This is a genomic window from Halomonas alkalicola (assembly GCF_030704205.1).
In the GTDB taxonomy this organism is placed as follows: domain Bacteria; phylum Pseudomonadota; class Gammaproteobacteria; order Pseudomonadales; family Halomonadaceae; genus Halomonas; species Halomonas alkalicola.
Genome location: NZ_CP131913.1, coordinates 3,177,488 through 3,199,380 on the forward strand (window position 1 = coordinate 3,177,488; position 21,893 = coordinate 3,199,380).

Here is a 21,893-nt window from a genome sequence, read left to right on the forward strand (position 1 = left end):
CCGACCGACACGGGGCGACCATGACCGACCAACCCCTGCGCGTGGCGGTGCTCGGCGGCGGCAGCTTCGGCACCGCGCTCGCCAGCATCGCCGCCGACAACGGCGCCCGGGTGCGCCAGTGGCTGCGCGACCCGGCGCTGGCTGAGCAGATCAACCGCGAGCACGTCAACGGCCGCTACCTGCCCGACTACGCCATCAACCCCGCGGGGGCGGCCGCCACCGGGATGGCCGAGGTGCTCGAGGGCGCCGACCTGGTGCTGGTGGCGATCCCCTCCAAGGCGTTCCGCGAGGTGGTGCGCCAGGCGCGTCCCTTCCTCGCCCCGCAGCAGATCCTGGTGACCACCACCAAGGGCATCCAGGAGGAGGGCTTCAAGCTGATGAGCCAGATCCTCGAGGAGGAGACCGGCTTCGCCCATATCGGCGTGATCTCCGGGCCCAACCTCGCCTCCGAGGTGGCCGACAAACAGCTGACCGCCACGGTGATCGCCAGCGACGACCCCGAGACCCGCACCCGGGTGCAGACGGCACTGGGCTGCGACTACTTCCGGGTCTACGCCAGCAACGACCGCTACGGGGTGGAGCTCGGCGGGGCGCTCAAGAACATCTACGCCATCGCCGCCGGCATGGCCGCCGCGCTGGGCATGGGCGAGAACACCCGCAGCATGCTGATGACCCGGGCGCTGGCCGAGATGAGCCGTTTCGCCGTGGCCCAGGGCGCCAACCCCATGACCTTCCTGGGACTGGCCGGGGTGGGCGATCTGATCGTCACCTGCTCCTCGGCCCTCTCGCGCAACTACCGGGTCGGCTACGCCCTGGGCGAGGGGAAGAGCCTCGACGAGGCGGTGGAGGCCCTGGGCCAGGTGGCCGAGGGGGTCAACACCGTGCGTTTGGTGCGCGACAAGGCCCGGGAAGATGGCGTCTACATGCCCCTGGCCGAGGGGCTCTACCAGGTGCTGTTCAAGGGGGTGCCGGCCAAGGAGATGGCGCGCATGCTGATGCTCGGCGAGCAGAGCAGCGACGTGGAGTTCATCCTGCCCCGGGAGGCCGTGCAGCAGGCCCACCGGGAGACCGGGGGGCGGCATGGCTGAGCGGCTGCTGATCATGCGCCACGGCGAGGCGGGCCCCGGGGCGCCGGATGCCGAGCGCGAGCTCACCGCCCGGGGGCGCCGGGAGGCCGAGCGCATGGCCGCCTGGCTGGCCGAGCGGGATGACCTCGCCGGGCTGCGCCTGATGGCGAGCCCCTATCGGCGCGCCCGCCAGACCGCCGCCATCGTCGGCGAGGCGCTGGGGCTCGAAGCGGAGGCGCTCTCGTTCATCACGCCGGATGACCCGCCCCGGGCGGTGGCCGACTGGCTGCTGGCGCAGCCCCAGGGGCGGCCGCTGCTGCTCGTCAGCCACATGCCGCTGGTGGGCGCGCTGACCGGCCTGCTGGTGGAGGGCCGGGCCGATCGCGGGCTCGGCTTTCCCACCGCAGCCGTCGCCGAACTCGAGGCCGACGTCTGGGCCGCGGGCTGCGCCCGGCTGGTGGAATTCGTTTCACCGGCTACTTGTGATTGCGGCTGATCCGTCGACAGGCCTTCGAGGAGGCGCCATGAACCCCTCCCTGGGGGCTACCTAGACCATCCCTGGTCCACGGACCTCCTCTTCGACCTGTCCCCGGCGCCGCTTTCCCGAACCCTGACTAGATCAGCCCCGCCACCTTGAGGGCGAAGGCCCCGACGGTCACGGTGAGGCTGGCCATCAGGGTGGTCAGGGCGATGATATTGGCGCTCAGCACAGCGTTGCCGCCCATGGCCTTGGCCATCACGAAGGCCGCCGCCGCCGTGGGGCTGGCGAAGAAAAGGAACATCACCCCCAGCTCGCGCCCCTCGAAGCCGGCCAGCCAGGCCGCGCCGGTGGCCAGTATCGGCACCGTCACCATCTTGAGCAGGCTGGCGCTGGTGGCCAGGCGGCCCGAGTCGCGGATCGCCTCCAGGGAGGGGGTGGCACCGATGCAGATCAGCGCCAGCGGCAGGGTCAGGGAGGCGAAGTAGTCGCCGGAGGTCATCAGCCAGCCCGGCAGGCGCAGCTCCAGGGCGGCGATCGGCACGGCGGCCACCACCGCGAGGATCAGCGGGTTGCGGGCGATATGGGCGAGGATGCTGCGCCAGTCCGCGCGCTGTCCCTCCTGGTAGGTGGCCAGCGCCACCACCGAGAGGGCGTTGTAGGTGAGGATCACCACCCCCAGCAGCAGCCCGCCGGCGGAGAGTCCGTACTCCCCGTACATGCCGGCGGCCAGGGCCAGCCCGACGATGCCGCAGTTACCTCGGAAGGCCCCCTGGATATAGACCCCGCGCTCCGCATGGGGCACGCGCAGCCTGGCCCAGCCCCAGCAGAACAGGAAGCTGCCCAGGGTGGCCAGGGCGAAGAAGCCCAGCAGCCGCGGGTTGAGGGTGGCGTCCAGGTCGGCGCGGATGATGCTCAGGAAGATCAGCGTCGGCATGGTGCCGCGGAAGACCAGCTGGGAGGCGGTGGTGACGAAGGCGCCGTCGATCCAGCCGGCGCGCTTGAGCCCCAGGCCGATGAACACCATGGCGAACACCGGCAGCGTCACCTCCAGGGTCTGGAAGAAGAGGGCGGCAAGCTCCACGCGGCGGTGCTCCTAGCGGGCCAGCCAGAGGCCGACGACAATGGCGGCGATCACCGCGGCGAAGAAGAGGCGGTTGCGCAGGCGGGTATCACGGGGTGGCTTGGGCGTTGGGCTCACGGGGGCTCCGGGCGTGTTCGGCGGGGAAGATGGCTTGGCGAATCATGGTAATCCCGTTAGCCTGCTACTGCCACACGGGGCCTTCGTCGGCCCGCCTACCTGGATGATCCCATGCCCTCACCGACCCCCCTTCCCCGGCTGCTGTTTGCCCACGCCAACGGCTTTCCCGGCTCCAGCTATCGCAGCTTCCTGGCGCCCCTGGCCGAGCGCTTCGATCTCCACCCGCTGGACCGCATCGGCCACCACCCCGACTTTCCGGTGGGCCACAACTGGCTGGCGCTTCGCGATGAGCTGCTGCATACCCTCGAGTCCTTCGACGCGCCGGTGATTGGCGTGGGCCACTCCATGGGGGGCGTGCTGATGGCCATGGCCGCCGAGGCGTCGCCCGAGCGCTTTCGCTGCGTGGTGATGCTCGACCCGCCCCTGATGCTGGGGCTGGACGCCTGGGCCATGAAGGCCGCCAAGCGCTTCGGCTTCGTCGACCGGGTGACCCCGGCCGGCCAGAGCCAGGGGCGCCGCGCCGTCTGGCCCGACCGCGAGGCCATGCGCCACTCGCTGCGCCGGCGGCGGCTGTTTCGCCGCTTCACCCCCGAGGCGCTGCAGGACTACGTTGCGGGCGGCACCCGGCTGCTCGACGACGGCCAGGCGGTGCTGCTCTACGACCCCCAGGTGGAAGTGGAGATCTTCCGCCATCTGCCCGATCACCTGGGCGACCTGCCGCGCCGGCTGCGGGTGCCCTTCGCCCTGCTCGCCGGAGAGGAGTCCGACCTGCTCACCCCGCGCCGGCGCCGCAGGCTCCGGCGCCACGGCGTGCCGGTGACCCTGGTGCCGGGTACCCACATGTTTCCCATGGAGCACCCCGACGAGGCCCGTCGGATCCTGCTCGAGACCCTCGATGCACTGCTGGAGGCCCGATGAACGAACCTGTTGAACTGCGCCTGGCCGAGGGCCGCCTGGCCGCCCTGGCCTGGGGCGACGCCGGCAGGCCGACCTGGCTCGCCCTGCACGGCTGGCTCGACAACGCCGCCAGCTTCAGCCGCCTGGCGCCGCGCCTGGTGGCACGCCTCGGCATCCGGGTGGTGGCCCTGGACTTCTCCGGCCACGGCCGTTCGGCCCACTCCCCCGGCGACTACGCCCTCTGGGACTACTGCCACGACGTGCTGGACGCCGCCGATGCGCTCGGCCTCGAGCGGCTGACGCTGCTGGCCCACTCCATGGGGGCGGGGGTCGCCTGCCTGACCGCAGCGGCGCTGCCGGAGCGGCTCGCGCGACTGGTGCTCATCGACGGCCTGGGGGCGGTGACCACCGAAGCCGAGCACGCCCCGGAGCAGCTGCGCCGGGGCCTGCTGGCCCATCGTCGTGCCGTGTCCCCCGCTCCCCACTATCCTGATAGCGAGACCGCCGTGGCGTCGCGGGTCGCGGGAGGTGCGACACCCATCGATGCCGACACCGCCGCTCCCCTGGTGGCGCGCAACCTGGTCGAGCGTGCCGATGGACGCGTGGCCCTGGGTACCGATGCGCGCCTGCTGCGCCCCTCCCCGGTGCGCTTCTGCCCCGAGCAGGCCCTGGCCTGCCTGGGTGCGATTCGCGCGCCGACCCTGCTGGTGGAGGGGGAGACGGGGATCCTGGGCGAGAGCGAACGGGCCCGGCTGGCGCGAGGGGCGGTGCCGGGCCTGGTGCGCCGGGTGCTCCCCGGGGGGCACCACCTGCACCTGGAGCCCGGGGCCGTGGAGGCGGTCGCCGAGGCAATCGGCGCCTGGCGCGGAGAGACAACCGATGAAACCGAGGAGACGAGGGCATGAGCGACAGGGAGCGTAAGGGCAAGCGGGTGGCCCTGGTGCTGGGCAGCGGTGGGGCCCGGGGCTATGCCCATATCGGCGTGATCGAGGAACTCGAGGCCCGGGGCTACCGGGTGGTGGCCATCTCCGGCTGCTCCATGGGGGCGCTGGTGGGGGGCATCTATGCGGCCGGGCAGCTCAAGGGCTACCGCGACTGGGTGTGCCGGCTCGCCTACTTCGACGTGCTCAAGCTGGTGGACGTCACCTGGAGTCCCATGGGGGCGATGCGCGCCAGCAAGGTGATGGAGAAGCTGGAGTCCCTGGTCGGCGACGTGCGCATCGAGGAGCTGCCGATACCCGTCACCACCGTGGCTACCGATCTCACCCGCCAGCGCGAGGTGTGGTTCCAGAGCGGGCCGCTGCTGGAGGCGATCCGCGCCTCCATCGCCGTGCCCGGGGTGATCACGCCGGTGCACCGCGGCGACCAGGTGCTGGTGGATGGCGGCCTGCTCAATCCGCTGCCGATCATCCCCATCGTCTCGGCCCACGCCGACTTCGTGATGGCGGTCAACGCCACCGCCCACAGCCCGCGCCCGGTCACTCTCGAGGAGCTGCTGCCGCCGGACCAAGCGGCCGAGGAGCGGGCCCGGGAAGAGGCCCGGGATGCCGGCGGCATCGACTTCGGCGGCTGGGTCGACGAGGTGCGCAGCGCCGCCAGCCGCTGGTTCGATGGCCTGGGGGCGGGCACCGGCAGTGCCGATGGCGAGGAGGGCGACCAGAGCGAGGCAGGGGTCCGCCGCCGCCAGTGGGGCCGGCTGGACATGGTGCTGGCCTCCTTCGATATCACCCAGGCGGCGCTGGCCAAGTACAAGGTGGCGGGCTATCCGCCGGACGTGCTGATCGAGGTGCCCAAGACGGTGTGTGGCGCCTACGAGTTCCATCGCGCCGAGGCGCTGATCATGCTGGGGCGCCACCTGGCGGTGGAGGCGCTGGATCGCTACGAGGGGCACTGCCATCCGGGCTTCGGGGAAGGTGGCATCGTGGTGGACCCGGTCCAGCCCGGTCTCATCTCCCCGGAGCCCCCGGGCGCGCCCGAACCGGACGGGCGCGAATGAGTCAGGCCTCGCCGCGGCGGCGCAGCAGCACGTAGACGGCGCCGGTGCCGCCATCGGCCTCGACGGCGGAGCAGAAGGCCAGCACGGCGGGCCATTCGCGCAGCCAGGCATTCACATGGCTCTTGATCACCGGGTAGTCGCTGGTGGTTCCCCAGGCCTTGCCGTGGACCACCAGCACGCAGCGGCGCCGCTCGGCGCTGGCCTCGCGCAGGAAGGCCTCGAGCTCGGCACGGGCCTCCTCCAGGGTGTAGCCGTGCAGGTCGAGGCCCGCCTCCCAGGCCAGCTGGCCGCGCTTGAGCCGCTGGCGGGTGCGCCAGGGCAGGTCGGGCAGGGCGAACTCCAGGGTCTCCGAGGGGCGCACGGCCTCCACGCGGCCGTCGGAGGTGCGCCCGCTGGCGCCGGCCTCGCTCGCGGCCTGGGCGGCGGCGCGGCGCTCGGCAGCCGCGGGATCCTCGCGCCGCACACGGCCGGGGTCGGCACGGTTGGTGCGCAGGCGGCGCACGCCTGCCTCGCGCAGCGCCTGGCGGAAGGCGCTGATCTCGTCGTCGTCCGGGCGGTGGCGGTCTCGGCTCATGGCGATGGGGGCCAGTCGGGAAAGTGAAGGGGACCCAGTATAACCAGCGTGGCGTGGCTGTGAACCGCCCCGGCGGTTACAATCGGCCCTCCTTGCCCGATTCGCCCGACAACGACAGGATGCCCCGTGGCCGCCCGCAACGACTCCTCCTCGACCCTGACGCTTCCCGACTCCGAGCTGCGCGATGGCCTGATCACCCTGCGTGACTGCCTGCGCTGGGCGGCCAGCGAGTTCCACCTGGCCGGGCTCTTCTACGGCCACGGCACCGACTCCCCCTGGGACGAGGCGGTGGCGCTGACCCTGGGCGCCCTGCACCTGCCCTGGAGCGTCGACCCGGCGGTGCTCGACGCCCGCCTGCTGCCCATGGAGCGCGCGCGCATCGTGGCCCTGGTGCGCAGCCGCATCACCACTCGCCGTCCGCTGCCCTACCTGCTGGGCGAGGCCTTTTTCGCCGGCTACCCCTTCGACGTGGACGAGCGGGTGCTGATCCCTCGCTCACCCATCGCCGAGCTGATCGAGCACGGCTTCGCCGCCTGGTTCCCCGACGAGCCGCCGGCCCGGGTGCTGGATCTCTGCACCGGCTCCGGCTGCATCGGCATCGCCGCCGCCCTGCACCTGCCCACCTGCGAGGTGGACCTCGGCGACATCAGCGAGGAGGCCCTGGCGGTGGCCCGCCAGAACATCACCCGCCATGACGTGGGCGAGCGGGTGCGTGCGGTGCACTCCGACCTCTTCGCGGCGCTGCCGGGCCGCTACGACCTGATCGTCTCCAACCCGCCCTACGTGGATGCGCGCGACCTGGCCACCATGCCCGCCGAGTTCCGCCACGAGCCGGCTCTGGCCCTGGGGGCCGGGGCCGACGGCCTGGAGATCGTGCGGCGTATCCTGCGCGAGGCCCGCGAGCACCTCACCGAGCGCGGCGTGCTGATCGTCGAGGTCGGCAACTCCGACCACCATCTGGAGGCCGCCTTCCCCGAGGTGCCCTTCCTGTGGCTCGAATTCGAGCGCGGCGGCCAGGGGGTCTTCGCCCTGACCGCCGATGAACTCGACGCCCATGCGGCGTCCTTCGCCTGATTTCCGATCCCTTCGAGGAGGAGCGCCCATGTCCGGCAACACCTTCGGCAAGCTGTTTACCGTCACCACCTTCGGCGAGAGCCATGGCCCCGCGCTCGGCGCCATCGTCGATGGCTGCCCGCCGGGGCTGCCGCTCACCGAGGAGGACCTGCAGCGCGACCTGGACCGCCGCCGTCCCGGCACCTCGCGCCACACCACCCAGCGTCGCGAGCCCGACCGGGTGAAGATCCTCTCCGGGGTCTTCGAGGGGGTCACCACCGGCACCTCGATCGGCCTGCTGATCGAGAACACCGACCAGCGCTCCAAGGACTACGGCAACATCAAGGACCAGTTCCGGCCGGCCCACGCCGACTACAGCTACCACCACAAGTACGGCCTGCGCGACTACCGCGGCGGCGGGCGCTCCAGCGCCCGGGAGACCGCCATGCGGGTCGCCGCCGGGGCCATCGCCAAGAAGTACCTCGCCAGTCGAGGCATTGCCATTCGCGGCTACATGAGCCAGCTTGGTCCCATCGCCATCGACTTCCAGAGCTGGGAGGCGGTGGACGACAACCCCTTCTTCTGCCCCGACCCGGCCAGGGTGCCCGAGCTCGAGGCCTACATGGATCAGCTGCGCCGCGATCAGGACTCGGTGGGGGCCAGGATCACCGTGGTGGCCGAAGGCGTGCCCCCCGGGCTCGGCGAGCCGGTGTTCGATCGCCTCGATGCCGAGCTGGCCCACGGCCTGATGAGCATCAATGCGGTGAAGGGGGTGGAGATCGGCGACGGCTTCGCCTCGGTCAGCCAGCGGGGCAGCGAGCACCGCGACGAGATGACCCCGGAGGGCTTCCTCTCCAACCACGCCGGCGGGGTGCTCGGCGGGATCTCCAGCGGCCAGGCCATCGTCGCCCACCTGGCGCTCAAGCCCACCTCCAGCATCACCACGCCCGGCCGCAGCATCGATGTCCATGGCAATCCCGTGGAGGTGGTCACCAAGGGGCGCCATGACCCCTGCGTGGGCATCCGCGCCACCCCCATCGCCGAGGCGATGATGGCGCTGACCCTGATGGACCACCTGCTGCGCCATCGCGCCCAGAACGCCGAGGTGCGCGTGGCGACCCCGGTGCTGCGTTGAGGAGGGCTCCGCCAGGCAGTGTGCGGGCTGCTACACTGCCTGGCATCACCACCGCAAGGGCAACGCCATGAAGATCAATGTCGAGTTCGACCTGACCCCCGAGGAGTTTCGCCAGTCGCTGGGGCTGCCCGACGTGGCGGTTTTCCAGCAGCAGCTGATGGAGCAGATCCAGAAGCAGATGGAGTCCGGCGTGGAGGGCTATGACCCCATGAGCCTGATGCAGCCGTTCCTGCAGCAGTCGGGCATGGGGCAGGGGCTGACCCAGGGGCTCTCCCAGGGGCTCTCCCAGGGGCTCTCCCAGGGCCTGTCGAGCTTCGGCACCTACCAGCTGATGATGCTCGACATGCTCAAGCAGGCCGGCCAGAGCGCCGCCCAGAGCAAGCCCGAGGCGTCCAGCGGCGCGGCGTCGGATAGCGCTGCATCCTCCTCCGCGTCCCGCGCGACAGGCAAGGCCGGCGGCACCGGAAGCGCGGCGAAGAAGGGGGCTGCCAGCGCCCGCTCGCGGGCCAAGCGCGACAGCTGATCCCCCGCCTGCCTTCGCCTTTCATCGTCTTGCAACCTGGGCCGTGGCAGACTAGGCTTTGTGCAGTGCAACATGCCGGGCGCATCGCCCGCCATCCGTCACCGTTTCGGGAGACCACCTCATGCAGGACAACAAGATGATCGATGCCTTCAACGAGCAGACCCGCCAGTTCTTCGAGCCGATGCGCAAGCTCAACTCCCTGATGCTGGACAACATGGAGAAGCTGACCCAGTACCAGATGGAGTCCATGAAGCGCTACAGCCAGCTCGGCACCGAGCGGCTGCGTGACGCCAGCGAGGTCAGCGACGCCGACTCCATGCAGGCCTTCACCGCCCGCCAGGCCGAGGTGATGAACCAGCTCTCCCAGCAGATGCTCGAGGACGCCAAGGCGCTCTCCGAGATGAGCCTGGAGTTCAAGGCCGAGCTGGAGAGCCTGTTCGCCGAGCAGGCCAAGCTGGCCGAGCAGGTGGCCGCCAAGGCCGCCGCTGGCGAGAAGGCGAAGGCCGAGCCCGCCAAGGCCGCTTCCACCCGCGGTCCCAGCAAGAGCTGAGCCACCATTGCCAGGCAGGATGAACCAGCGGCGCGCCCAGACGCGCCTCTGAACAGCCCGCTACCCGTCCAGGACGGGTGGCGGATTGCGCTATTTGCAGTCGGCACCGAGGCGGTGGCCGGCGCGTCAGGAGGGGTCAATGCAGCCAGGGGTTGAAGCACCGACACAGGCCGAGCTCGAGGCGTGGAACGTCCGGCTGAAGGAGATCGGCGAGGAGTATCGCGCCCTGATGGGGGATCTGCTGGAGCGCATGGTGCCCAGCGATGCCGCCGATTCCGTCTATGGGGACATGCGGGACAGCTTCCAGGCGGCGGCCGAGTCGCTGATGAGCAATCCTCCCCAGCTGTGGCAGACCCAGGCGCGGCTGATGCAGGACCAGTTCCAGCTCTGGCAGAACGGCCTGCGCGCCATGGCCGGCGAGCAGGTCGAGCCGCTGGTGACACCGCACAAGGGCGATCGTCGCTTCAATGACGAGGCCTGGACCAGTGACCCCTACTATCTGGCGCTCATGCAGCAGTACCTGCTCTTCTCGCGCATGGTCGAGGAGCTGATCGACGGCCTGGAGCTGCCGGCCGACCAGAAGCAGCGCCTGGGCTTCTATGCGCGCCAGCTGGTCAATGCCATGGCGCCCACCAACTTCGTCACCACCAACCCCGAGGTGATGCGCCGCACCATGGAAAGCCGCGGCCAGAACCTGGTGGATGGGCTGGCGCGGCTGCGCCAGGACCTGGCCAACTCCGCCGAGGGCCTCAACGTCACCATGACCGACCGCAGCGCCTTCGAGGTGGGTCGCAACATCGCCGTGACCCCGGGCTCGGTGGTCTACGAGAACGAGCTGATCCAGCTGATCCAGTATGCGCCGACCACCGAGAAGGCCTTCAAGACGCCGCTGCTGGTCATTCCGCCCTGGATCAACAAGTACTACATCCTCGACCTGCGCGAGGACAACTCCTTCGTCAAGTGGCTGGTGGAGCAGGGCCACACCGTCTTTCTCATCTCCTGGCGCAATCCGGGGCCAGAGCAGCGCGACCTCACCTGGGCCGACTACATGCAGCTCGGCCCCATCGCCGCCATGGAGGCGATCGAGCAGGCCACCGGTGAGAAGTCGGTCAACCTACTGAGTTACTGCGTGGGCGGCACCCTGGCCGCCTCCACGGTGGCCTACCTGACCAGCACCCGTCGTGGCCGCAAGGTGAAGTCGGTCACCTACATGGCTACCCTGCAGGACTTCCGCGACCCGGGCGAGATCGGCGTCTTCCTCTCGGAGCCGGTGATTCAGGGCATCGAGGCCAAGATGGCGAAGGATGGCTACCTGGATGGCCGGGTGATGGCCTTCACCTTCAACCTGCTGCGCGAGAACGACCTCTTCTGGTCCTTCTACATCAGCAACTACCTCAAGGGAGAGGTGCCGGCGCCCTTCGATCTGCTCTACTGGAACACTGACGGCACCAACCTGCCGGCTGGCACCCACGGCTGGTATCTGCGCCACATGTACCTGGAGAATCGCCTGGTTCAGCCGGGTGGCATCGAGCTGGACGGCGTCAAGATCGACCTGCGCAAGATCTCCACCCCCAGCTACTTCCTCTCCACCCGGGAGGATCATATCGCCAAGTGGAACAGCACCTACTACGGCGCGCTGCTGCCCAAGGGGCCGGTCAAGTTCGTGCTGGGGGGCTCCGGCCATATCGCGGGGGTGGTCAATCCGCCCCACAAGAACAAGTATGGCTACTGGACCAACGATGCCCTGCCCGAGACCCACGAGGAGTGGCTGGCCGGCGCCGAGCAGCATGAAGGCTCCTGGTGGCCCCACTGGCAGGCCTGGATGACCGAGAACGGCTACGCCGACCCGGCAGCGGAGAAGCTGGTACCCGCCCGGCAGCCCGGCGATGGCGAGCTCGAGATCATCGAGCCGGCCCCCGGCCGCTACGTCAGGATGACCATCCCCGAGGTGCTGGGCGAGGTCCCGACTTCGTCGAAAGCCTGAAGCTGTAAGCTATAAGCTGTAAGAAGAAGCGCCCAGCCGAGTGATCGGCTGGGCGCTTCTTGTTGGGTTCATCGCAGAGTGGCGTGCCTTCATCGCCCAATGAATCGAGCTCCTGGTATGGATTGACCCGTCAAGGGGTCGGTTGTCTCTGTTGCATGTGGTCATCCTCAATGCCTTCGGATCAGGAAGCGAGGGGCTATCAGCGACGGTGGATCTCTCTGGTATTCGTGGGTTGGGTACCGACCTGTCATCACTTCGTCGCGGAGCTGCCCTGGTCTACGAGCGAGGGTCACCCTGCCCCGGAGGGCGGGGGCCTCATAGGAGCGTCAGGGGTTCTCCCACCGGCCCGACGCTCCCTGACCCGAAGGCACTGGGACGGAATGATCATGCCGTGGCTCGGCTGCCGTGCGGCTTGCCCATGGCCTCGCAGGCAATCGCCCACAGGAAGCCGGTGAGCTCCCGAGCCACGGCCGTCACCACCTGTTGCTTGGCCTTGCCCGTGGCCGCCAGCCGGCGGTAGCGCCCACAGAGTCGTTTCTGTGCGGCCCAGGCTATCGCCTGCACCGTCGGCGAGGTCCTCTCGGCCCGCTGCTCAATAATGCGTGTCTTGCGGGCCGGAAAGCGGTAGCTCCAGGCAGCCTCCACCAGGACGCGTCGTACATGGCCATTGCCGGTCTTGGTAATGCCACCCTGGCGTCGGCTACCCCCGCTCGAGTGCTCGCTGGGCACGAGCCCCAGATAGGCCATCAGCTGACAGGGCGAATCAAAACGGCTGATATCCCCCAGCTCAGCCATCACCGTCATGGCGGTGATCAGGCTGACGCCGCGCATCGCCTGGATGGCTTCGACCACCGGGGCCAGCGACCAGGCCGGCAGGGCCGCCTCCATCTGCTTCTCCAGGCCGGCCACCCGCCGCTGGGCCTCCTTCACCGCCTCGATGTACTCCTGCAGCACGATCTGCTGAACCGGGGTGTCGAATCGGACCGTTTCCAACCAGCGGAAGTGCGCAGGAATCCACTTGCTCTTGCCGGGATAGGCCTTGCCGTGTCGCAGCAGGAAGGCGTTCAGGCGTTGCCGCGCCTTGAGCTCGATGGCCTTCATATCCTCGCGAGCCCGCGTCAGATCGCGAATCGCCTCCTGCTCCGGCGTAGGCACCCAGACGGGGGTGAGTTCTCCGGAGCGCGACAGGCGGGCCAGCATCTGCGCATCGCGGCGGTCGGTCTTGACGCGATCGCCGGCGCGGCGTGGGATCAGGGTCGGAGCCACCACCTCGCAATCATGTCCGCTGGCCTGAATCTGGTGATAGACGCCGTAGCCGCAGGGTCCTGCCTCATAGCTGAATAGCATGGGCTGCCCATCAAAGCGCTCACTCAGCTGACGAATCAGCTTGTCGATCGCCTTGGGTTCATTGGGGATCTCGCCACGAAACTCGGGCGTTTGCCGGCCTGCCTCAGCGACCGCCACCGAGATGCTGGCCTTATGCACGTCCAGGCCGATATAGGCGGCGTGAACGTAGCTGGCGGCGTTGATCCGCTCGGTGACAGTGCGGTCGACAACGGATCGCTGAGTTGCGTTAGACTGTTTCATGACCTGCCTCCCTTAATAGTGGCTCTGTGTTCTGGCCCAACCTCAACATAACCCACGACGTTGAGGTGGGGCAGGTCAATCCATCATGTCTACGGAGTGGAGCGGCGGCGCAGCCTCAGGCTCGGCAGCACCAGCAGCGCGGCCAGCAGCCAGGTGGGCCAGCTGCCGGTGCGGGTGAAGGGGGTGAGGCCCGCCATGGGGCGCACCTCGCCGGTGATGCTGGTCATCTCGAACGGGGGCGCGCGGGCGGTGATGCGGCCCATCGGGTCGACGATCACGGTCACCCCGTTGCTGGTGGCGCGCACCAGGTAGCGGCCGTTCTCGAGCGCGCGCAGGCGCGCCATCTGCAGGTGCTGCAGGGGGCCGATGGACTCGCCGAACCAGGTGTCGTTGGAGACCGTCATCAGCAGGGCGCTGTCCCGGGCGCGCTCGGCCACCAGGTCGGCATAGATGATCTCGTAGCAGATGGCGTTGCCGATGGTGGTGCCGGCGGCGACCATCGGCGCCTGGCCCGAGGGTCCAGGGGTCATGGCGGGCATCGGCAGGTCGAAGAAGGCGATGGTGCCACGCAGCAGGCTCTCCAGGGGGAGGTACTCGCCGAAGGGCACCAGATGCTCCTTGCGGTACTCTCCCTCGGCGTTGCCGAGGCCGATCACGCTGTTGAAGTAGCGCCCTTCGGCGTCGCGCTGCAGGATGCCGGTGAGCAGGGCGGTGTCGGGGGAGAGGTTGGACTGTACCCGCTCGAGAATCGGCCGCGCCTGGTCCTCGAACATCGGCAGCGCCGCCTCAGGCCAGACGATCAGGTCGAGGTCGTCGGGCTGGGTGCGGGTCAGCTCGGCGTAGATGTTGGCCGCCTCGCGCTGGCCCTCCGGTGTCCACTTGATCAGCTGGTCCAGGTTGCCCTGCAGCAGGGCGACCCGCAGCGGCTCGCCGGCGGGCTGGGTCCACTGGGTCGGCAGCGCCAGGGGGATGAGCCACAGGGCGGCCACCGGGGCCGCGGCCCACCAGCGCCGCGCCAGGAACTCCACCAGCAGGGTGCCGGTGAGGGCGGTGATCAGCGACAGCAGGTAGACGCCGCCGACGGGCGCCCAGGGGGCCAGCGGCGAGTCCACGTGGGCGGAGCCCAGCAGCAGCCAGGGAAAGCCGGTGAAGAGCCATGTCCTGAGCCACTCGCCCAGCACCCAGGCGCCGGCAAACGCCAGGAAGGCCAGCCGCGGCCCGGTGAGGCGCCGGTAGAGCCACAGGGTCACCGCCAGGAACAGCGCCATGCTGGCCACGAACAGCGCGGTGAGAAACACCGCCAGGGGCACGCCGGTGTAGCCGTAGTCGTGGATCGAGACATAGACCCAGGAGGCGCCGGAGCCGAACAGGCCGAGGCCATAGCACCAGCCGCGCAGGGCGGCTTGGCCGGGGGTGAGCGCCTGGATGCCCAGGTAGACCAGGCCCACCGCGACCGGGCCGAGCCACCACAGCTCGAAGGGCGAGGCGGTGAGGGTGGTGAGGACCCCGGCGGCCAGTGCCAGCAGGCAGCCGAGAAGCGGAGAGAGGCGAAGCTCAGACATGGTGACCGTCCGTGTTGGGGGCTGAATCAAGGGGGTGACGGGCAGCGGGGCCTCAGGCGTCGGCCTGCCCGCTGCAGGGCTCCGCCTCCAGCAGGCGGATGCGGCGGTTGTCGGCGTTGAGCACGGTGAAGCGCCAGCCGCCGATCTCGGTGTGCTCGCCGCGCCCGGGCAGGTGGCCGAAGCGCTGCATCACGAGCCCCCCGAGGGTGTCGAACTCCTCGTCGGAGAAGCGGGTGGCGAAGCGCTCGTTGAAGTCCTCGATGGGGGTCAGGGCGCGGATGGCGTAGCGCCCCTCTCCCAGTACGCGGATATCCTCCTCCTCGTCGGCGTCGTGCTCGTCCTCGATCTCGCCGACGATCTCCTCGAGGATATCCTCGATGGTGACGATGCCCGCGGTGCCGCCGTACTCGTCCACCACGATGGCCATGTGGTTGTGGGTGTCCTGGAACTCCTTGAGCAGGCTGTTGAGGCGCTTGGACTCCGGCACGAAGAGCGCCGTGCGCACCACCTCCTCGAGCCGGAAGGGGCGGCCATTCTGCTGGCCGCCCTGGAGCAGCGGGAGCAGGTCCTTGGCCAGCAGGATGCCCTTGACCTCGTCGAGGTTCTCGCCGATCACCGGGTAGCGGGAGTGGCCGGCCTCGAGGATGATCGGCAGGTACTCCTCCAGGGGCTGGTCGAGGCCGATGGCGGTTACCTGGGAGCGGGGGATCAGCACCTCGCGCACCTGCTGGTCGCTGATCTTCAGGGCGCCCTCGATGATCATCATGGCGTCCTGCTCGAGCTTCAGGCGGCTGGCGGCCTGGCGCAGGAAGGCGAGCAACTCGTCACGGGAACTGGGCTCGTCGCTGTCGCTGGAAAGCGCGCTGAAGAGCTTTTCCAGCCAGGATCGGCTGCCCTGGCCGCTCGTTCGGTCTTCGCTCATGGGTCGGGTCTCTCGTCCTCGGTCGCTGCGTCGTCGCGGGCGCTACCGCCCGCGTCTCGGTAGGGGTCGTCGATGCCCAGCTCGGCGAGGATCTCGCGCTCGAGCTGCTCCATCGCTTCGGCCTCGTCATCCTCGAGGTGGTCATAGCCGAGCAGATGGAGGGTGCCATGCACCACCATATGAGCGTAGTGATCGCGCAGGGCCTTGTCCTGCTCGCTGGCCTCGGCGGCCACCACCGGGTGGCAGATCACCAGGTCGCCCAGCAGCGGCAGCGCCACGCCCGGCGGGCACTCGAAGGGGAAGGAGAGCACGTTGGTGGGGCGATCCTTCCCGCGGTAGTCGCGGTTGAGCGCGCGGCTCTCCTCGGCGTCCACCAGGCGCAACGTCAGCTCGCTGTCGGCGTCGACCTCATGGCGAGCGAGCACCGCCGCCACCCAGGCCTCGAGCTCGGCCTGGCCGGGGAGCCCCTCGGCCGCGACGGCCTGCTGGCGGTCGACCCGCAGGCTCATGGCTCGCCACGCTCGCGGTCGAGGCGCTCCTGTCGCTCGAGACGCAGCGCCTCGCGCTCCTGCTCCCGGGCCTGCTTGCGGGCGCGCTCGGCGACCTCCTGCTCGGCCTCGTAGTGGTCGTAGGCCTCGATGATGCGCTGCACCAGGGGGTGGCGCACCACGTCCTTGGCGGCGAAGTGGGTGGTGCCGATCCCCGGCGTGCCCTTGAGCACCTCCAGCACCTGGATCAGCCCCGAGGTCTGGCCGCGGGGCAGGTCGACCTGGGTCACGTCGCCGGTGATCACCGCGGTGGAGCCGAAGCCGATGCGGGTCAGGAACATCTTCATCTGCTCGCGGGTGGTGTTCTGGCTCTCGTCGAGGATGATGAAGGCGTTGTTGAGGGTGCGCCCGCGCATGTAGGCCAGCGGCGCGATCTCGATCACCTGGCGCTCGATCAGCTTGGCCACCTGCTCGAAGCCGATCATCTCGTAGAGGGCGTCGTAGAGGGGGCGCAGGTAGGGATCGATCTTCTGGGCCAGATCGCCGGGCAGGAAGCCGAGCTTCTCGCCGGCCTCCACCGCCGGGCGCACCAGCAGGATGCGGCGCACCTCCTGCTGGTTGAGTGCCTCCACCGCGGCGGCCACGGCCAGGTAGGTCTTGCCGGTGCCGGCCGGCCCGATGCCGAAGTTGATGTCGTGGGCGCGAATGCTCTGCACGTAGGCCTGCTGGTTGAGGCCTCGCGGCTTGATCAGGGTGCGCGGGGTGCGCAGCAGCACCTCGCCGTCGGCCGCGCCACCTTCCTCCTCCTCCAGCGCCTCGAGGCCGGACTCCTGCAGGAAGAGATGCACGGTGTCGGGCTCCAGGTCGCTGGCCTCGGTCTCGCGGTAGAGGTGTTCGAGCAGGTTGGCGGCGGCCTTGACCCGGTGGATTGGGCCCGCCAGCTGGAAGATGTTGCCGCGGTTGCGCAGGGTGATGCCGAGGCGCGCCTCCACCAGCTTGAGGTGCTCGTCGCGCTGGCCGCACAGGTTGGCCAGGCGGCGGGGGTCATTGGGCTCGAGATTGAGGGTGATGATGCGATTGGCCGGGGAGGATGGCTGGCTCAAGACTGGCGGATCCCGTGGAAGTTGGATTTAGGGCAGCTTACTGCCCCGGCGCATGCCGGGGCAATAAAGGGGCGGGGCGTCAGTAGATCTCGGGCGAGGCGAGTTCGCCACGCAGCGAGTTGGGCAGCGCCTCGGTGATCTCCACGTCGACGAAGAAGCCGATCAGCTCCATGGGGTTGGCGGCACGGAAGTTGACCACCCGGTTGTTCTCGGTGCGCCCGGAGAGCTGGCCCGGGTCGCGGGGCGCGAAGCCGGTGACCAGGATGCGCTGGGTGGTGCCCACCATGCGCCGGCTGATCTGCATCGCCTGCTGGTTGATGCGCTCCTGGAGGATCGCCAGGCGCTGCTTCTTGGTGGCCTCCGGGGTGTCGTCCTCGAGGGCGGCCGCCGGGGTGCCGGGGCGCGCCGAGTAGACGAAGCTGAAGGAGTGGTCGAAGCCGATGCGATGGATCAGGTCCATGGTGGCCGCGAAGTCCTCGTCGCTCTCGCCGGGGAAGCCGACGATGAAGTCCGACGAGAAGCTGATGTCCGGGCGCAGCGCGCGGATGCGCTCCATCTTCTCGATGTACTCCGCCGCGGTATGGCCGCGCTTCATGGCGGCCAGTATCCGGTCGGAGCCGGACTGCACCGGCAGGTGCAGGTGGCTGACCAGCTCCGGGATCTCGCCGAAGGCCTCGATCAGGCTGTCGGAGAACTCCACCGGGTGGGAGGTGGTGAAGCGGATGCGGTCGATCCCCTCGACGGCCGCCACGCAGCTGATCAGCTCGGCCAGGTCGATCTCGTCGCCCAGTTGGTTGAGTCCGCGGTAGGCGTTGACGTTCTGGCCCAGCAGGTTGATCTCGCGCACGCCCTGGTCGGCCAGGTGGATCACCTCGTCCATCACCGCCTCGAAGGGGCGCGAGACCTCCTCGCCGCGGGTATAGGGCACCACGCAGAAGGTGCAGTACTTCGAGCACCCCTCCATCACCGAGACGAAGGCGGTGGCGCCATCGGAGCTCGGCTTGGGCAGGTGGTCGAACTTCTCGATCTCGGGGAAGGTGACGTCCACCACCGAGATCTGGTCCTGCTGACGGGCGTCGAGCATCGCGGGCACCCGGTGCAGGGTCTGGGGGCCGAACACCATGTCGACGTGGGGCGCGCGCTTGCGCAGCGCCTCGCCCTCCTGGCTGGCCACGCAGCCGCCGACGCCGATCACGAGATCGGGGTTGGCCTCCTTGAGCTTCTTCCAGCGCCCCAGCTGGTGGAACACCTTCTCCTGGGCCTTCTCGCGGATCGAGCAGGTATTGAGCAGGATGACGTCGGCCTCGCGCTCGTCGTCGGTGAGCTCGAGCCGGTGGGATTCGCCGAGCAGATCCGCCATGCGTGCGGAGTCGTACTCGTTCATCTGGCAGCCGTGCGTCTTGATGAAGAGTTTCTTCGCCATAAGAATTGGGTCGTGGCGCCAGGCGCCCGACGTCTGTCACCAGTGGATGAAGGGGGAGTGTCGTGAACGTGCGGCCGCGGCGGGCCTGACCGGTCGGGTCGAAAAGTAACCCGGCATTATACGCATGGCCCGGCAACGGGGCCAGCATGGGCCGTCGACCGCGGGAGTGTGCTACGCTTGCGCCTCTTGTCGGAACACGGTTCGAGGGACACTCAGCACCATGGCGGCGAAGCCTATCTATGGGGTGGTTTTTCACCAGCAGGGAGAAGTGTGGGAGCTCTACGCGCGCGAGATCTTCCAGAGTGACCTGTGGGGCTTCATCGAGGTCGAGGAGTTCGTCTTCGAGGATGCCTCCCGGCTGGTGGTGGACCCCTCCGCGGACAAGCTGCGGCTCACCTTCGAGGGGGTCATCCGCAGCTATCTTCCGCTCAATGCCATCGTGCGCATCGACGAGGTGGAGCGGGAGGGGCCGCCTCGGGCGGTGAAGAGCGACGGGCGGGTCGCCGAGTTTCCGCGGCCCTTCTCGCCGCCCTCTCCCCCGAAGCGCTGAGGGCGGCTGGTCACGAAGTGATCAGAATGGGCGCAGGGCAGGCGCCACGCCGCCGGGCGACCCCTTTCCAGCGGTTGTCCCGAACCTTGTCCACAGGAGCTGTGGAAAAGCTCCTGCGGAAAACGGCCCGAGTGGCCGGAGATCTCATCGCAGCGGCGTCGGCAGGAAGCCGGCGTCGGACACAGGTCGCGCCAGAGTGGAAATCCGCCAGCTTTAGCCAGGACAGTGGCATGACACGACACGACATCACACGACTCAGCCTGGGCCTTGCCCTGGGGTTTCTGGCCCTGCCCCTGCAGGCCCAGCAGAACGACGCGACCCACTGGGTCAGCGATTCCCTGACCACCTACGTGCGCAGCGGTCCCACCGACGGCTATCGCATCATCGGTACCCTCACCGCCGGCGAGCCGGTGACGCAGCTCGAGACCAGCGGCAACTACACCCGGGTGCAGAATGCCGACGGCAACAGCGTCTGGATTCTCACCAGCGAGCTGCAGGAGACCCCCAGCGCCCAGGTCCGCGTGCCGGCGCTGGAGCAGCAGGTGGCCGAGCTCTCCGCCGAGCTCGACGGCATCAACGAGGAGTGGGAGAGCCGCACCGCCAGCCAGCGCGAGGCCCTGGAGACCCGCGAGGCGCGGATCGCCGACCTCGAGGCGCGCAACGAGGCGCTGGACGCCGAGACGGAGCAGTCCCGCCAGACCATCCGCCAGCTGCAGGCGCGCCTGGACACCCAGGAGGAGGACCTGCTGATGCGCTACTTCATGTACGGTGGCGGCGTGGCCGGGGCCGGCCTGCTGGTCGGCCTGATCGTGCCCCACCTGCCGCGCCGCAAGCGCAAGCGCGACCGCTGGTTCTGAGGAGGGCGCCATGGCGAATGAATGGCTCGACCGCTGGCGTGAAGGGCGCATCGGGTTCCACCTCGAGCGTCCCCACCCCATGCTGGTGGCCCACTGGCCCGGCCTCGAGGTCAGGCCGGGAACCAAGGTGCTGGTGCCGCTATGCGGCAAGAGCCTGGACATGCGCTGGCTGGCCGGCCATGACCATCCGGTGCTGGGCATCGAGCTGGCGCCGGAGGCGATCGAGCAGTTCGTGGCCGAGGGGCAGGGGGTGGTCACCCGCTATCATCAGGCGGGGTTCCAGATCTGCCGCCAGGCTAACGTGGAGCTGTGGCAGGGCGACTTCTTCCACTTTCACATCGAGCAGGCGGCGGAGATCGGGGCCTTCTACGACCGTGCCTCGCTGATCGCGCTGCCGCCGGCCACGCGCCAGCGCTATGCCTTCCACCTGGCCCAGCTGGTCCCGCCGGGCAGCCGCGGCCTGCTGATCAGCCTCGAGCGAGAGCCGGGCGATGAAGGCGGCCCGCCGTTCAGTGTGCCCCCCGATGAGGTGCGCGAGCTGTTCGCGCCCAACTTCCGGGTCACCCTGCTGGCGCAGGGCGAGCCGGAGGCCGGCAGCGGCTTCCGCGAGAGCGTCTGGGCGCTGGTGCGCCGCGGGCCGCTGGAGTAGCCGCGGACACCCGAACGCAGCGAGGGCGCCCGGTGGGCGCCCTCGCTGAGTTGGCGTATCCGATCGCTTATCGCGCCAGCAGCTGCCCCAGCTCCGGGTCCCGGAAGGCCCGGTTCAGGCCGTCGGAGAGCAGGTCGTTGACCATGCGGGTGTTGGTGTCGCGATCCGGGCGCACGGCATAGCTCTGGGTGCGGCGCGAGGTGTAGGTGCCGGTGTAGGTGTTGCCGCCGTTGCGCGCCTCGGCGATGAACACCGCCTCCAGGCGTGCCTCGTCGATCACCGGCCGGCTCTGGCCGCGCTCGTAGCCCAGGTGGTCCAGGGTCAGGGTCAGGCTGGGGCGGTTCGGGGCGCTCTCGGTGGTGGGGCTGAAGCCCATGTCGCGAACCGCGCGCTCGGCCTCGCGCTGCAGGCGCGGCACCAGCTCGTGGGCGTTGGCGGTGATGGTGGCGGTGGACATGGCGCTGCCGGTGCGGGTGCCGATCACTTCGCTGTCGCGGCCGTCCACGGCGATCACCGTCACTGCCTGACCGCTGCCGGTGACCGGCACCTCGGCGCTGCGCTGGGGGTTGAGCTGCAGGTAGTGGGGGCTGGCGCAGGCGCTGAGCAGGCCAGCCGCCAGCAGGCCGGCAGACAGGCGAAACAGACGGGTACGAAGACGGCGACGCTGCAGCATGGGGTAACTCCCTGGGGCGACGGGGGATAAGGGTTGTGCCCGCCAGTATATCGCCTCGCCCCGGGGCCCGGAATTCCTCGGGCAGGGGGCCTGCCTCAACGGTACACTTCAGTCAGGGCGCTTCAGGCAGGCGCCCCGGACACGTTGCCCGTCGGTATCGCCCACTGGAGAAGCGCAATGATTCGTCCTGCCGTCCCGCACGAGATTCCGCGGCTGGCCGATATCTGGCTCAGGGCCTCCCTGCGCGCCCACGACTTCATCCCGGCGGCGTTCTGGGAGTCGTGCCGCGAGCCCATGGCCAGTGACCACCTGCCCGGCGCCGAGGAGCTGCTGGTGCTCGAGGTGGAGGGGCGGGTGATCGGCTTCGCCGCGCTCAACGGCGAGCGCCTCGAGGCCCTCTTCATCGACCCCGAGGTGCAGAGCTACGGCCACGGTTCGCTGCTGATGGCGCATGCCATGGCCCACCACGCCCGGCTGTCGCTGTGCGTCTTCTCGCGCAACGTGCGCGCGGTCTCCTTCTATCGCCGCCTGGGCTTCCAGGTGGTCGAGGAGCGCATCGAGCCGCTCACCGGCGAGCCCGAGACCCTGATGGCCTGGCAGCGCTGAGAGATAGCCTGGCCG

23 protein-coding genes are annotated in these 21,893 nt (G+C 69.4%); 14 read left to right on the forward strand and 9 right to left on the reverse strand.

What is annotated here, in order from left to right; translation table 11 throughout:
* The first annotated feature begins 20 nt into the window (after window positions 1–20).
* Window positions 21–1,088 carry an NAD(P)H-dependent glycerol-3-phosphate dehydrogenase gene (locus tag B6N23_RS14930; protein WP_305500320.1) on the forward strand — a complete coding sequence of 356 codons (1,068 nt, stop codon included), beginning with the start codon at window positions 21–23 and terminating at the stop codon, window positions 1,086–1,088.
* Entirely contained in the window at window positions 1,081–1,563 is a 483-nt protein-coding gene (sixA, locus tag B6N23_RS14935; RefSeq protein WP_305500322.1) for a phosphohistidine phosphatase SixA, read from the forward strand. The genes B6N23_RS14930 and sixA overlap by 8 nt, the downstream gene beginning before the upstream one ends.
* A gap of 118 nt (window positions 1,564–1,681) precedes the next feature.
* Here sixA and B6N23_RS14940 read toward each other — a convergent pair whose 3' ends face one another.
* Window positions 1,682–2,629, reverse strand: a complete 948-nt coding sequence (locus B6N23_RS14940) for an AEC family transporter (RefSeq protein ID WP_305500324.1) — start codon at window positions 2,627–2,629, stop codon at window positions 1,682–1,684.
* A 228-nt stretch (window positions 2,630–2,857) separates the two neighbouring features.
* Here B6N23_RS14940 and B6N23_RS14945 point away from each other — a divergent pair, with 228 nt between their 5' ends.
* From B6N23_RS14945 to B6N23_RS14955, 3 genes are read left to right on the forward strand one after another with little or no spacing between them, the layout of a single operon-like run.
* Window positions 2,858–3,664, forward strand: a complete 807-nt coding sequence (locus B6N23_RS14945) for an alpha/beta fold hydrolase (protein ID WP_305500326.1) — start codon at window positions 2,858–2,860, stop codon at window positions 3,662–3,664.
* Complete coding sequence (locus tag B6N23_RS14950) at window positions 3,661–4,548, forward strand: alpha/beta fold hydrolase (RefSeq protein ID WP_305500329.1); 888 nt, start codon at window positions 3,661–3,663, stop codon at window positions 4,546–4,548. Before B6N23_RS14945 ends, B6N23_RS14950 begins: the two co-directional genes overlap by 4 nt.
* The gene (locus B6N23_RS14955; protein WP_305500331.1) at window positions 4,545–5,639 is read left to right on the forward strand and encodes a patatin-like phospholipase family protein; all 1,095 of its coding nucleotides are present in this window, start codon (window positions 4,545–4,547) and stop codon (window positions 5,637–5,639) included. Before B6N23_RS14950 ends, B6N23_RS14955 begins: the two co-directional genes overlap by 4 nt.
* Window position 5,640: 1 nt before the next feature.
* On the opposite strand, the gene B6N23_RS14960 is transcribed toward B6N23_RS14955, so the two are convergent.
* Window positions 5,641–6,213 carry a Smr/MutS family protein gene (locus tag B6N23_RS14960; protein ID WP_305500333.1) on the reverse strand — a complete coding sequence of 191 codons (573 nt, stop codon included), beginning with the start codon at window positions 6,211–6,213 and terminating at the stop codon, window positions 5,641–5,643.
* A gap of 126 nt (window positions 6,214–6,339) precedes the next feature.
* Here B6N23_RS14960 and prmB point away from each other — a divergent pair, with 126 nt between their 5' ends.
* The 5 genes from prmB (at window position 6,340) to phaC (ending at window position 11,458) form a co-directional block, all read left to right on the forward strand.
* Window positions 6,340–7,287: a 50S ribosomal protein L3 N(5)-glutamine methyltransferase gene (gene prmB, locus B6N23_RS14965; RefSeq protein ID WP_305500336.1), complete on the forward strand. Its 948-nt coding sequence runs from the start codon at window positions 6,340–6,342 to the stop codon at window positions 7,285–7,287.
* Between the two features lie 28 nt (window positions 7,288–7,315).
* Window positions 7,316–8,401 carry a chorismate synthase gene (gene aroC, locus B6N23_RS14970; protein WP_305500339.1) on the forward strand — a complete coding sequence of 362 codons (1,086 nt, stop codon included), beginning with the start codon at window positions 7,316–7,318 and terminating at the stop codon, window positions 8,399–8,401.
* 67 nt (window positions 8,402–8,468) lie between these two features.
* Window positions 8,469–8,924, forward strand: coding sequence for a DUF6489 family protein (locus B6N23_RS14975; RefSeq protein WP_305500341.1), 456 nt, complete (start codon window positions 8,469–8,471; stop codon window positions 8,922–8,924).
* Window positions 8,925–9,045: 121 nt separating this feature from the next.
* Window positions 9,046–9,474 (forward strand): phasin family protein, encoded by a 429-nt coding sequence (locus B6N23_RS14980; RefSeq protein WP_305500343.1) that lies wholly within the window; start codon window positions 9,046–9,048, stop codon window positions 9,472–9,474.
* A gap of 139 nt (window positions 9,475–9,613) precedes the next feature.
* Entirely contained in the window at window positions 9,614–11,458 is a 1,845-nt protein-coding gene (phaC, locus tag B6N23_RS14985; protein WP_305500346.1) for a class I poly(R)-hydroxyalkanoic acid synthase, read from the forward strand.
* A 384-nt stretch (window positions 11,459–11,842) separates the two neighbouring features.
* Here the strand turns inward: phaC and B6N23_RS14990 are convergent, their stop codons facing one another.
* The 6 genes from B6N23_RS14990 to miaB form a co-directional block, all read right to left on the reverse strand.
* Window positions 11,843–13,045, reverse strand: a complete 1,203-nt coding sequence (locus tag B6N23_RS14990; protein ID WP_305500348.1) for an IS110 family RNA-guided transposase — start codon at window positions 13,043–13,045, stop codon at window positions 11,843–11,845.
* An 89-nt stretch (window positions 13,046–13,134) separates the two neighbouring features.
* Window positions 13,135–14,607, reverse strand: a complete 1,473-nt coding sequence (gene lnt / locus B6N23_RS14995; RefSeq protein WP_305500351.1) for an apolipoprotein N-acyltransferase — start codon at window positions 14,605–14,607, stop codon at window positions 13,135–13,137.
* A 52-nt stretch (window positions 14,608–14,659) separates the two neighbouring features.
* Window positions 14,660–15,529 carry a CorC family transporter gene (locus B6N23_RS15000; RefSeq protein WP_305500353.1) on the reverse strand — a complete coding sequence of 290 codons (870 nt, stop codon included), beginning with the start codon at window positions 15,527–15,529 and terminating at the stop codon, window positions 14,660–14,662.
* Window positions 15,526–16,038 (reverse strand): rRNA maturation RNase YbeY, encoded by a 513-nt coding sequence (ybeY, locus tag B6N23_RS15005; RefSeq protein ID WP_110069371.1) that lies wholly within the window; start codon window positions 16,036–16,038, stop codon window positions 15,526–15,528. Before ybeY ends, B6N23_RS15000 begins: the two co-directional genes overlap by 4 nt.
* The gene (locus B6N23_RS15010) at window positions 16,035–17,120 is read right to left on the reverse strand and encodes a PhoH family protein (protein WP_110069372.1); all 1,086 of its coding nucleotides are present in this window, start codon (window positions 17,118–17,120) and stop codon (window positions 16,035–16,037) included. The genes ybeY and B6N23_RS15010 overlap by 4 nt, the downstream gene beginning before the upstream one ends.
* Before the next feature lie 79 nt (window positions 17,121–17,199).
* The gene (gene miaB, locus B6N23_RS15015) at window positions 17,200–18,543 is read right to left on the reverse strand and encodes a tRNA (N6-isopentenyl adenosine(37)-C2)-methylthiotransferase MiaB (protein ID WP_110069373.1); all 1,344 of its coding nucleotides are present in this window, start codon (window positions 18,541–18,543) and stop codon (window positions 17,200–17,202) included.
* Window positions 18,544–18,763: 220 nt separating this feature from the next.
* Here miaB and B6N23_RS15020 point away from each other — a divergent pair, with 220 nt between their 5' ends.
* From B6N23_RS15020 to B6N23_RS15030, 3 genes are all read left to right on the forward strand, one after another.
* Window positions 18,764–19,093: a DUF1820 family protein gene (locus B6N23_RS15020; RefSeq protein ID WP_305500358.1), complete on the forward strand. Its 330-nt coding sequence runs from the start codon at window positions 18,764–18,766 to the stop codon at window positions 19,091–19,093.
* A gap of 230 nt (window positions 19,094–19,323) precedes the next feature.
* The gene (locus B6N23_RS15025) at window positions 19,324–19,950 is read left to right on the forward strand and encodes a TIGR04211 family SH3 domain-containing protein (protein ID WP_302139120.1); all 627 of its coding nucleotides are present in this window, start codon (window positions 19,324–19,326) and stop codon (window positions 19,948–19,950) included.
* A gap of 10 nt (window positions 19,951–19,960) precedes the next feature.
* A complete protein-coding gene (locus tag B6N23_RS15030) occupies window positions 19,961–20,599 on the forward strand; it encodes a class I SAM-dependent methyltransferase (protein WP_119021604.1) in 639 nt (212 codons plus the stop codon).
* Between the two features lie 67 nt (window positions 20,600–20,666).
* Here the strand turns inward: B6N23_RS15030 and B6N23_RS15035 are convergent, their stop codons facing one another.
* On the reverse strand, window positions 20,667–21,272 hold the full coding sequence (locus tag B6N23_RS15035; protein WP_302139119.1) for a YajG family lipoprotein: 606 nt from the start codon (window positions 21,270–21,272) through the stop codon (window positions 20,667–20,669).
* A 177-nt stretch (window positions 21,273–21,449) separates the two neighbouring features.
* Here B6N23_RS15035 and B6N23_RS15040 point away from each other — a divergent pair, with 177 nt between their 5' ends.
* The gene (locus B6N23_RS15040; RefSeq protein WP_305500363.1) at window positions 21,450–21,878 is read left to right on the forward strand and encodes a GNAT family N-acetyltransferase; all 429 of its coding nucleotides are present in this window, start codon (window positions 21,450–21,452) and stop codon (window positions 21,876–21,878) included.
* Window positions 21,879–21,893: the final 15 nt, after the last annotated feature.

Excerpts from the sequence above, each read along its gene's own strand:
- B6N23_RS14930 (WP_305500320.1), top strand. The coding sequence starts at position 21 with ATGACCGACCAACCCCTGCGCGTGGCGGTGCTCGGCGGCGGCAGCTTC.
- sixA (WP_305500322.1), top strand. The coding sequence starts at position 1,081 with ATGGCTGAGCGGCTGCTGATCATGCGCCACGGCGAGGCGGGCCCCGGG.
- B6N23_RS14945 (WP_305500326.1), top strand. The coding sequence starts at position 2,858 with ATGCCCTCACCGACCCCCCTTCCCCGGCTGCTGTTTGCCCACGCCAAC.
- B6N23_RS14950 (WP_305500329.1), top strand. The coding sequence starts at position 3,661 with ATGAACGAACCTGTTGAACTGCGCCTGGCCGAGGGCCGCCTGGCCGCC.
- B6N23_RS14955 (WP_305500331.1), top strand. The coding sequence starts at position 4,545 with ATGAGCGACAGGGAGCGTAAGGGCAAGCGGGTGGCCCTGGTGCTGGGC.
- B6N23_RS14960 (WP_305500333.1), bottom strand. The coding sequence starts at position 6,213 with ATGAGCCGAGACCGCCACCGCCCGGACGACGACGAGATCAGCGCCTTC.
- aroC (WP_305500339.1), top strand. The coding sequence starts at position 7,316 with ATGTCCGGCAACACCTTCGGCAAGCTGTTTACCGTCACCACCTTCGGC.
- B6N23_RS14975 (WP_305500341.1), top strand. The coding sequence starts at position 8,469 with ATGAAGATCAATGTCGAGTTCGACCTGACCCCCGAGGAGTTTCGCCAG.
- B6N23_RS14980 (WP_305500343.1), top strand. The coding sequence starts at position 9,046 with ATGCAGGACAACAAGATGATCGATGCCTTCAACGAGCAGACCCGCCAG.
- phaC (WP_305500346.1), top strand. The coding sequence starts at position 9,614 with ATGCAGCCAGGGGTTGAAGCACCGACACAGGCCGAGCTCGAGGCGTGG.
- B6N23_RS14990 (WP_305500348.1), bottom strand. The coding sequence starts at position 13,045 with ATGAAACAGTCTAACGCAACTCAGCGATCCGTTGTCGACCGCACTGTC.
- lnt (WP_305500351.1), bottom strand. The coding sequence starts at position 14,607 with ATGTCTGAGCTTCGCCTCTCTCCGCTTCTCGGCTGCCTGCTGGCACTG.
- B6N23_RS15000 (WP_305500353.1), bottom strand. The coding sequence starts at position 15,529 with ATGAGCGAAGACCGAACGAGCGGCCAGGGCAGCCGATCCTGGCTGGAA.
- ybeY (WP_110069371.1), bottom strand. The coding sequence starts at position 16,038 with ATGAGCCTGCGGGTCGACCGCCAGCAGGCCGTCGCGGCCGAGGGGCTC.
- miaB (WP_110069373.1), bottom strand. The coding sequence starts at position 18,543 with ATGGCGAAGAAACTCTTCATCAAGACGCACGGCTGCCAGATGAACGAG.
- B6N23_RS15020 (WP_305500358.1), top strand. The coding sequence starts at position 18,764 with ATGGCGGCGAAGCCTATCTATGGGGTGGTTTTTCACCAGCAGGGAGAA.
- B6N23_RS15025 (WP_302139120.1), top strand. The coding sequence starts at position 19,324 with ATGACACGACACGACATCACACGACTCAGCCTGGGCCTTGCCCTGGGG.
- B6N23_RS15030 (WP_119021604.1), top strand. The coding sequence starts at position 19,961 with ATGGCGAATGAATGGCTCGACCGCTGGCGTGAAGGGCGCATCGGGTTC.
- B6N23_RS15035 (WP_302139119.1), bottom strand. The coding sequence starts at position 21,272 with ATGCTGCAGCGTCGCCGTCTTCGTACCCGTCTGTTTCGCCTGTCTGCC.
- B6N23_RS15040 (WP_305500363.1), top strand. The coding sequence starts at position 21,450 with ATGATTCGTCCTGCCGTCCCGCACGAGATTCCGCGGCTGGCCGATATC.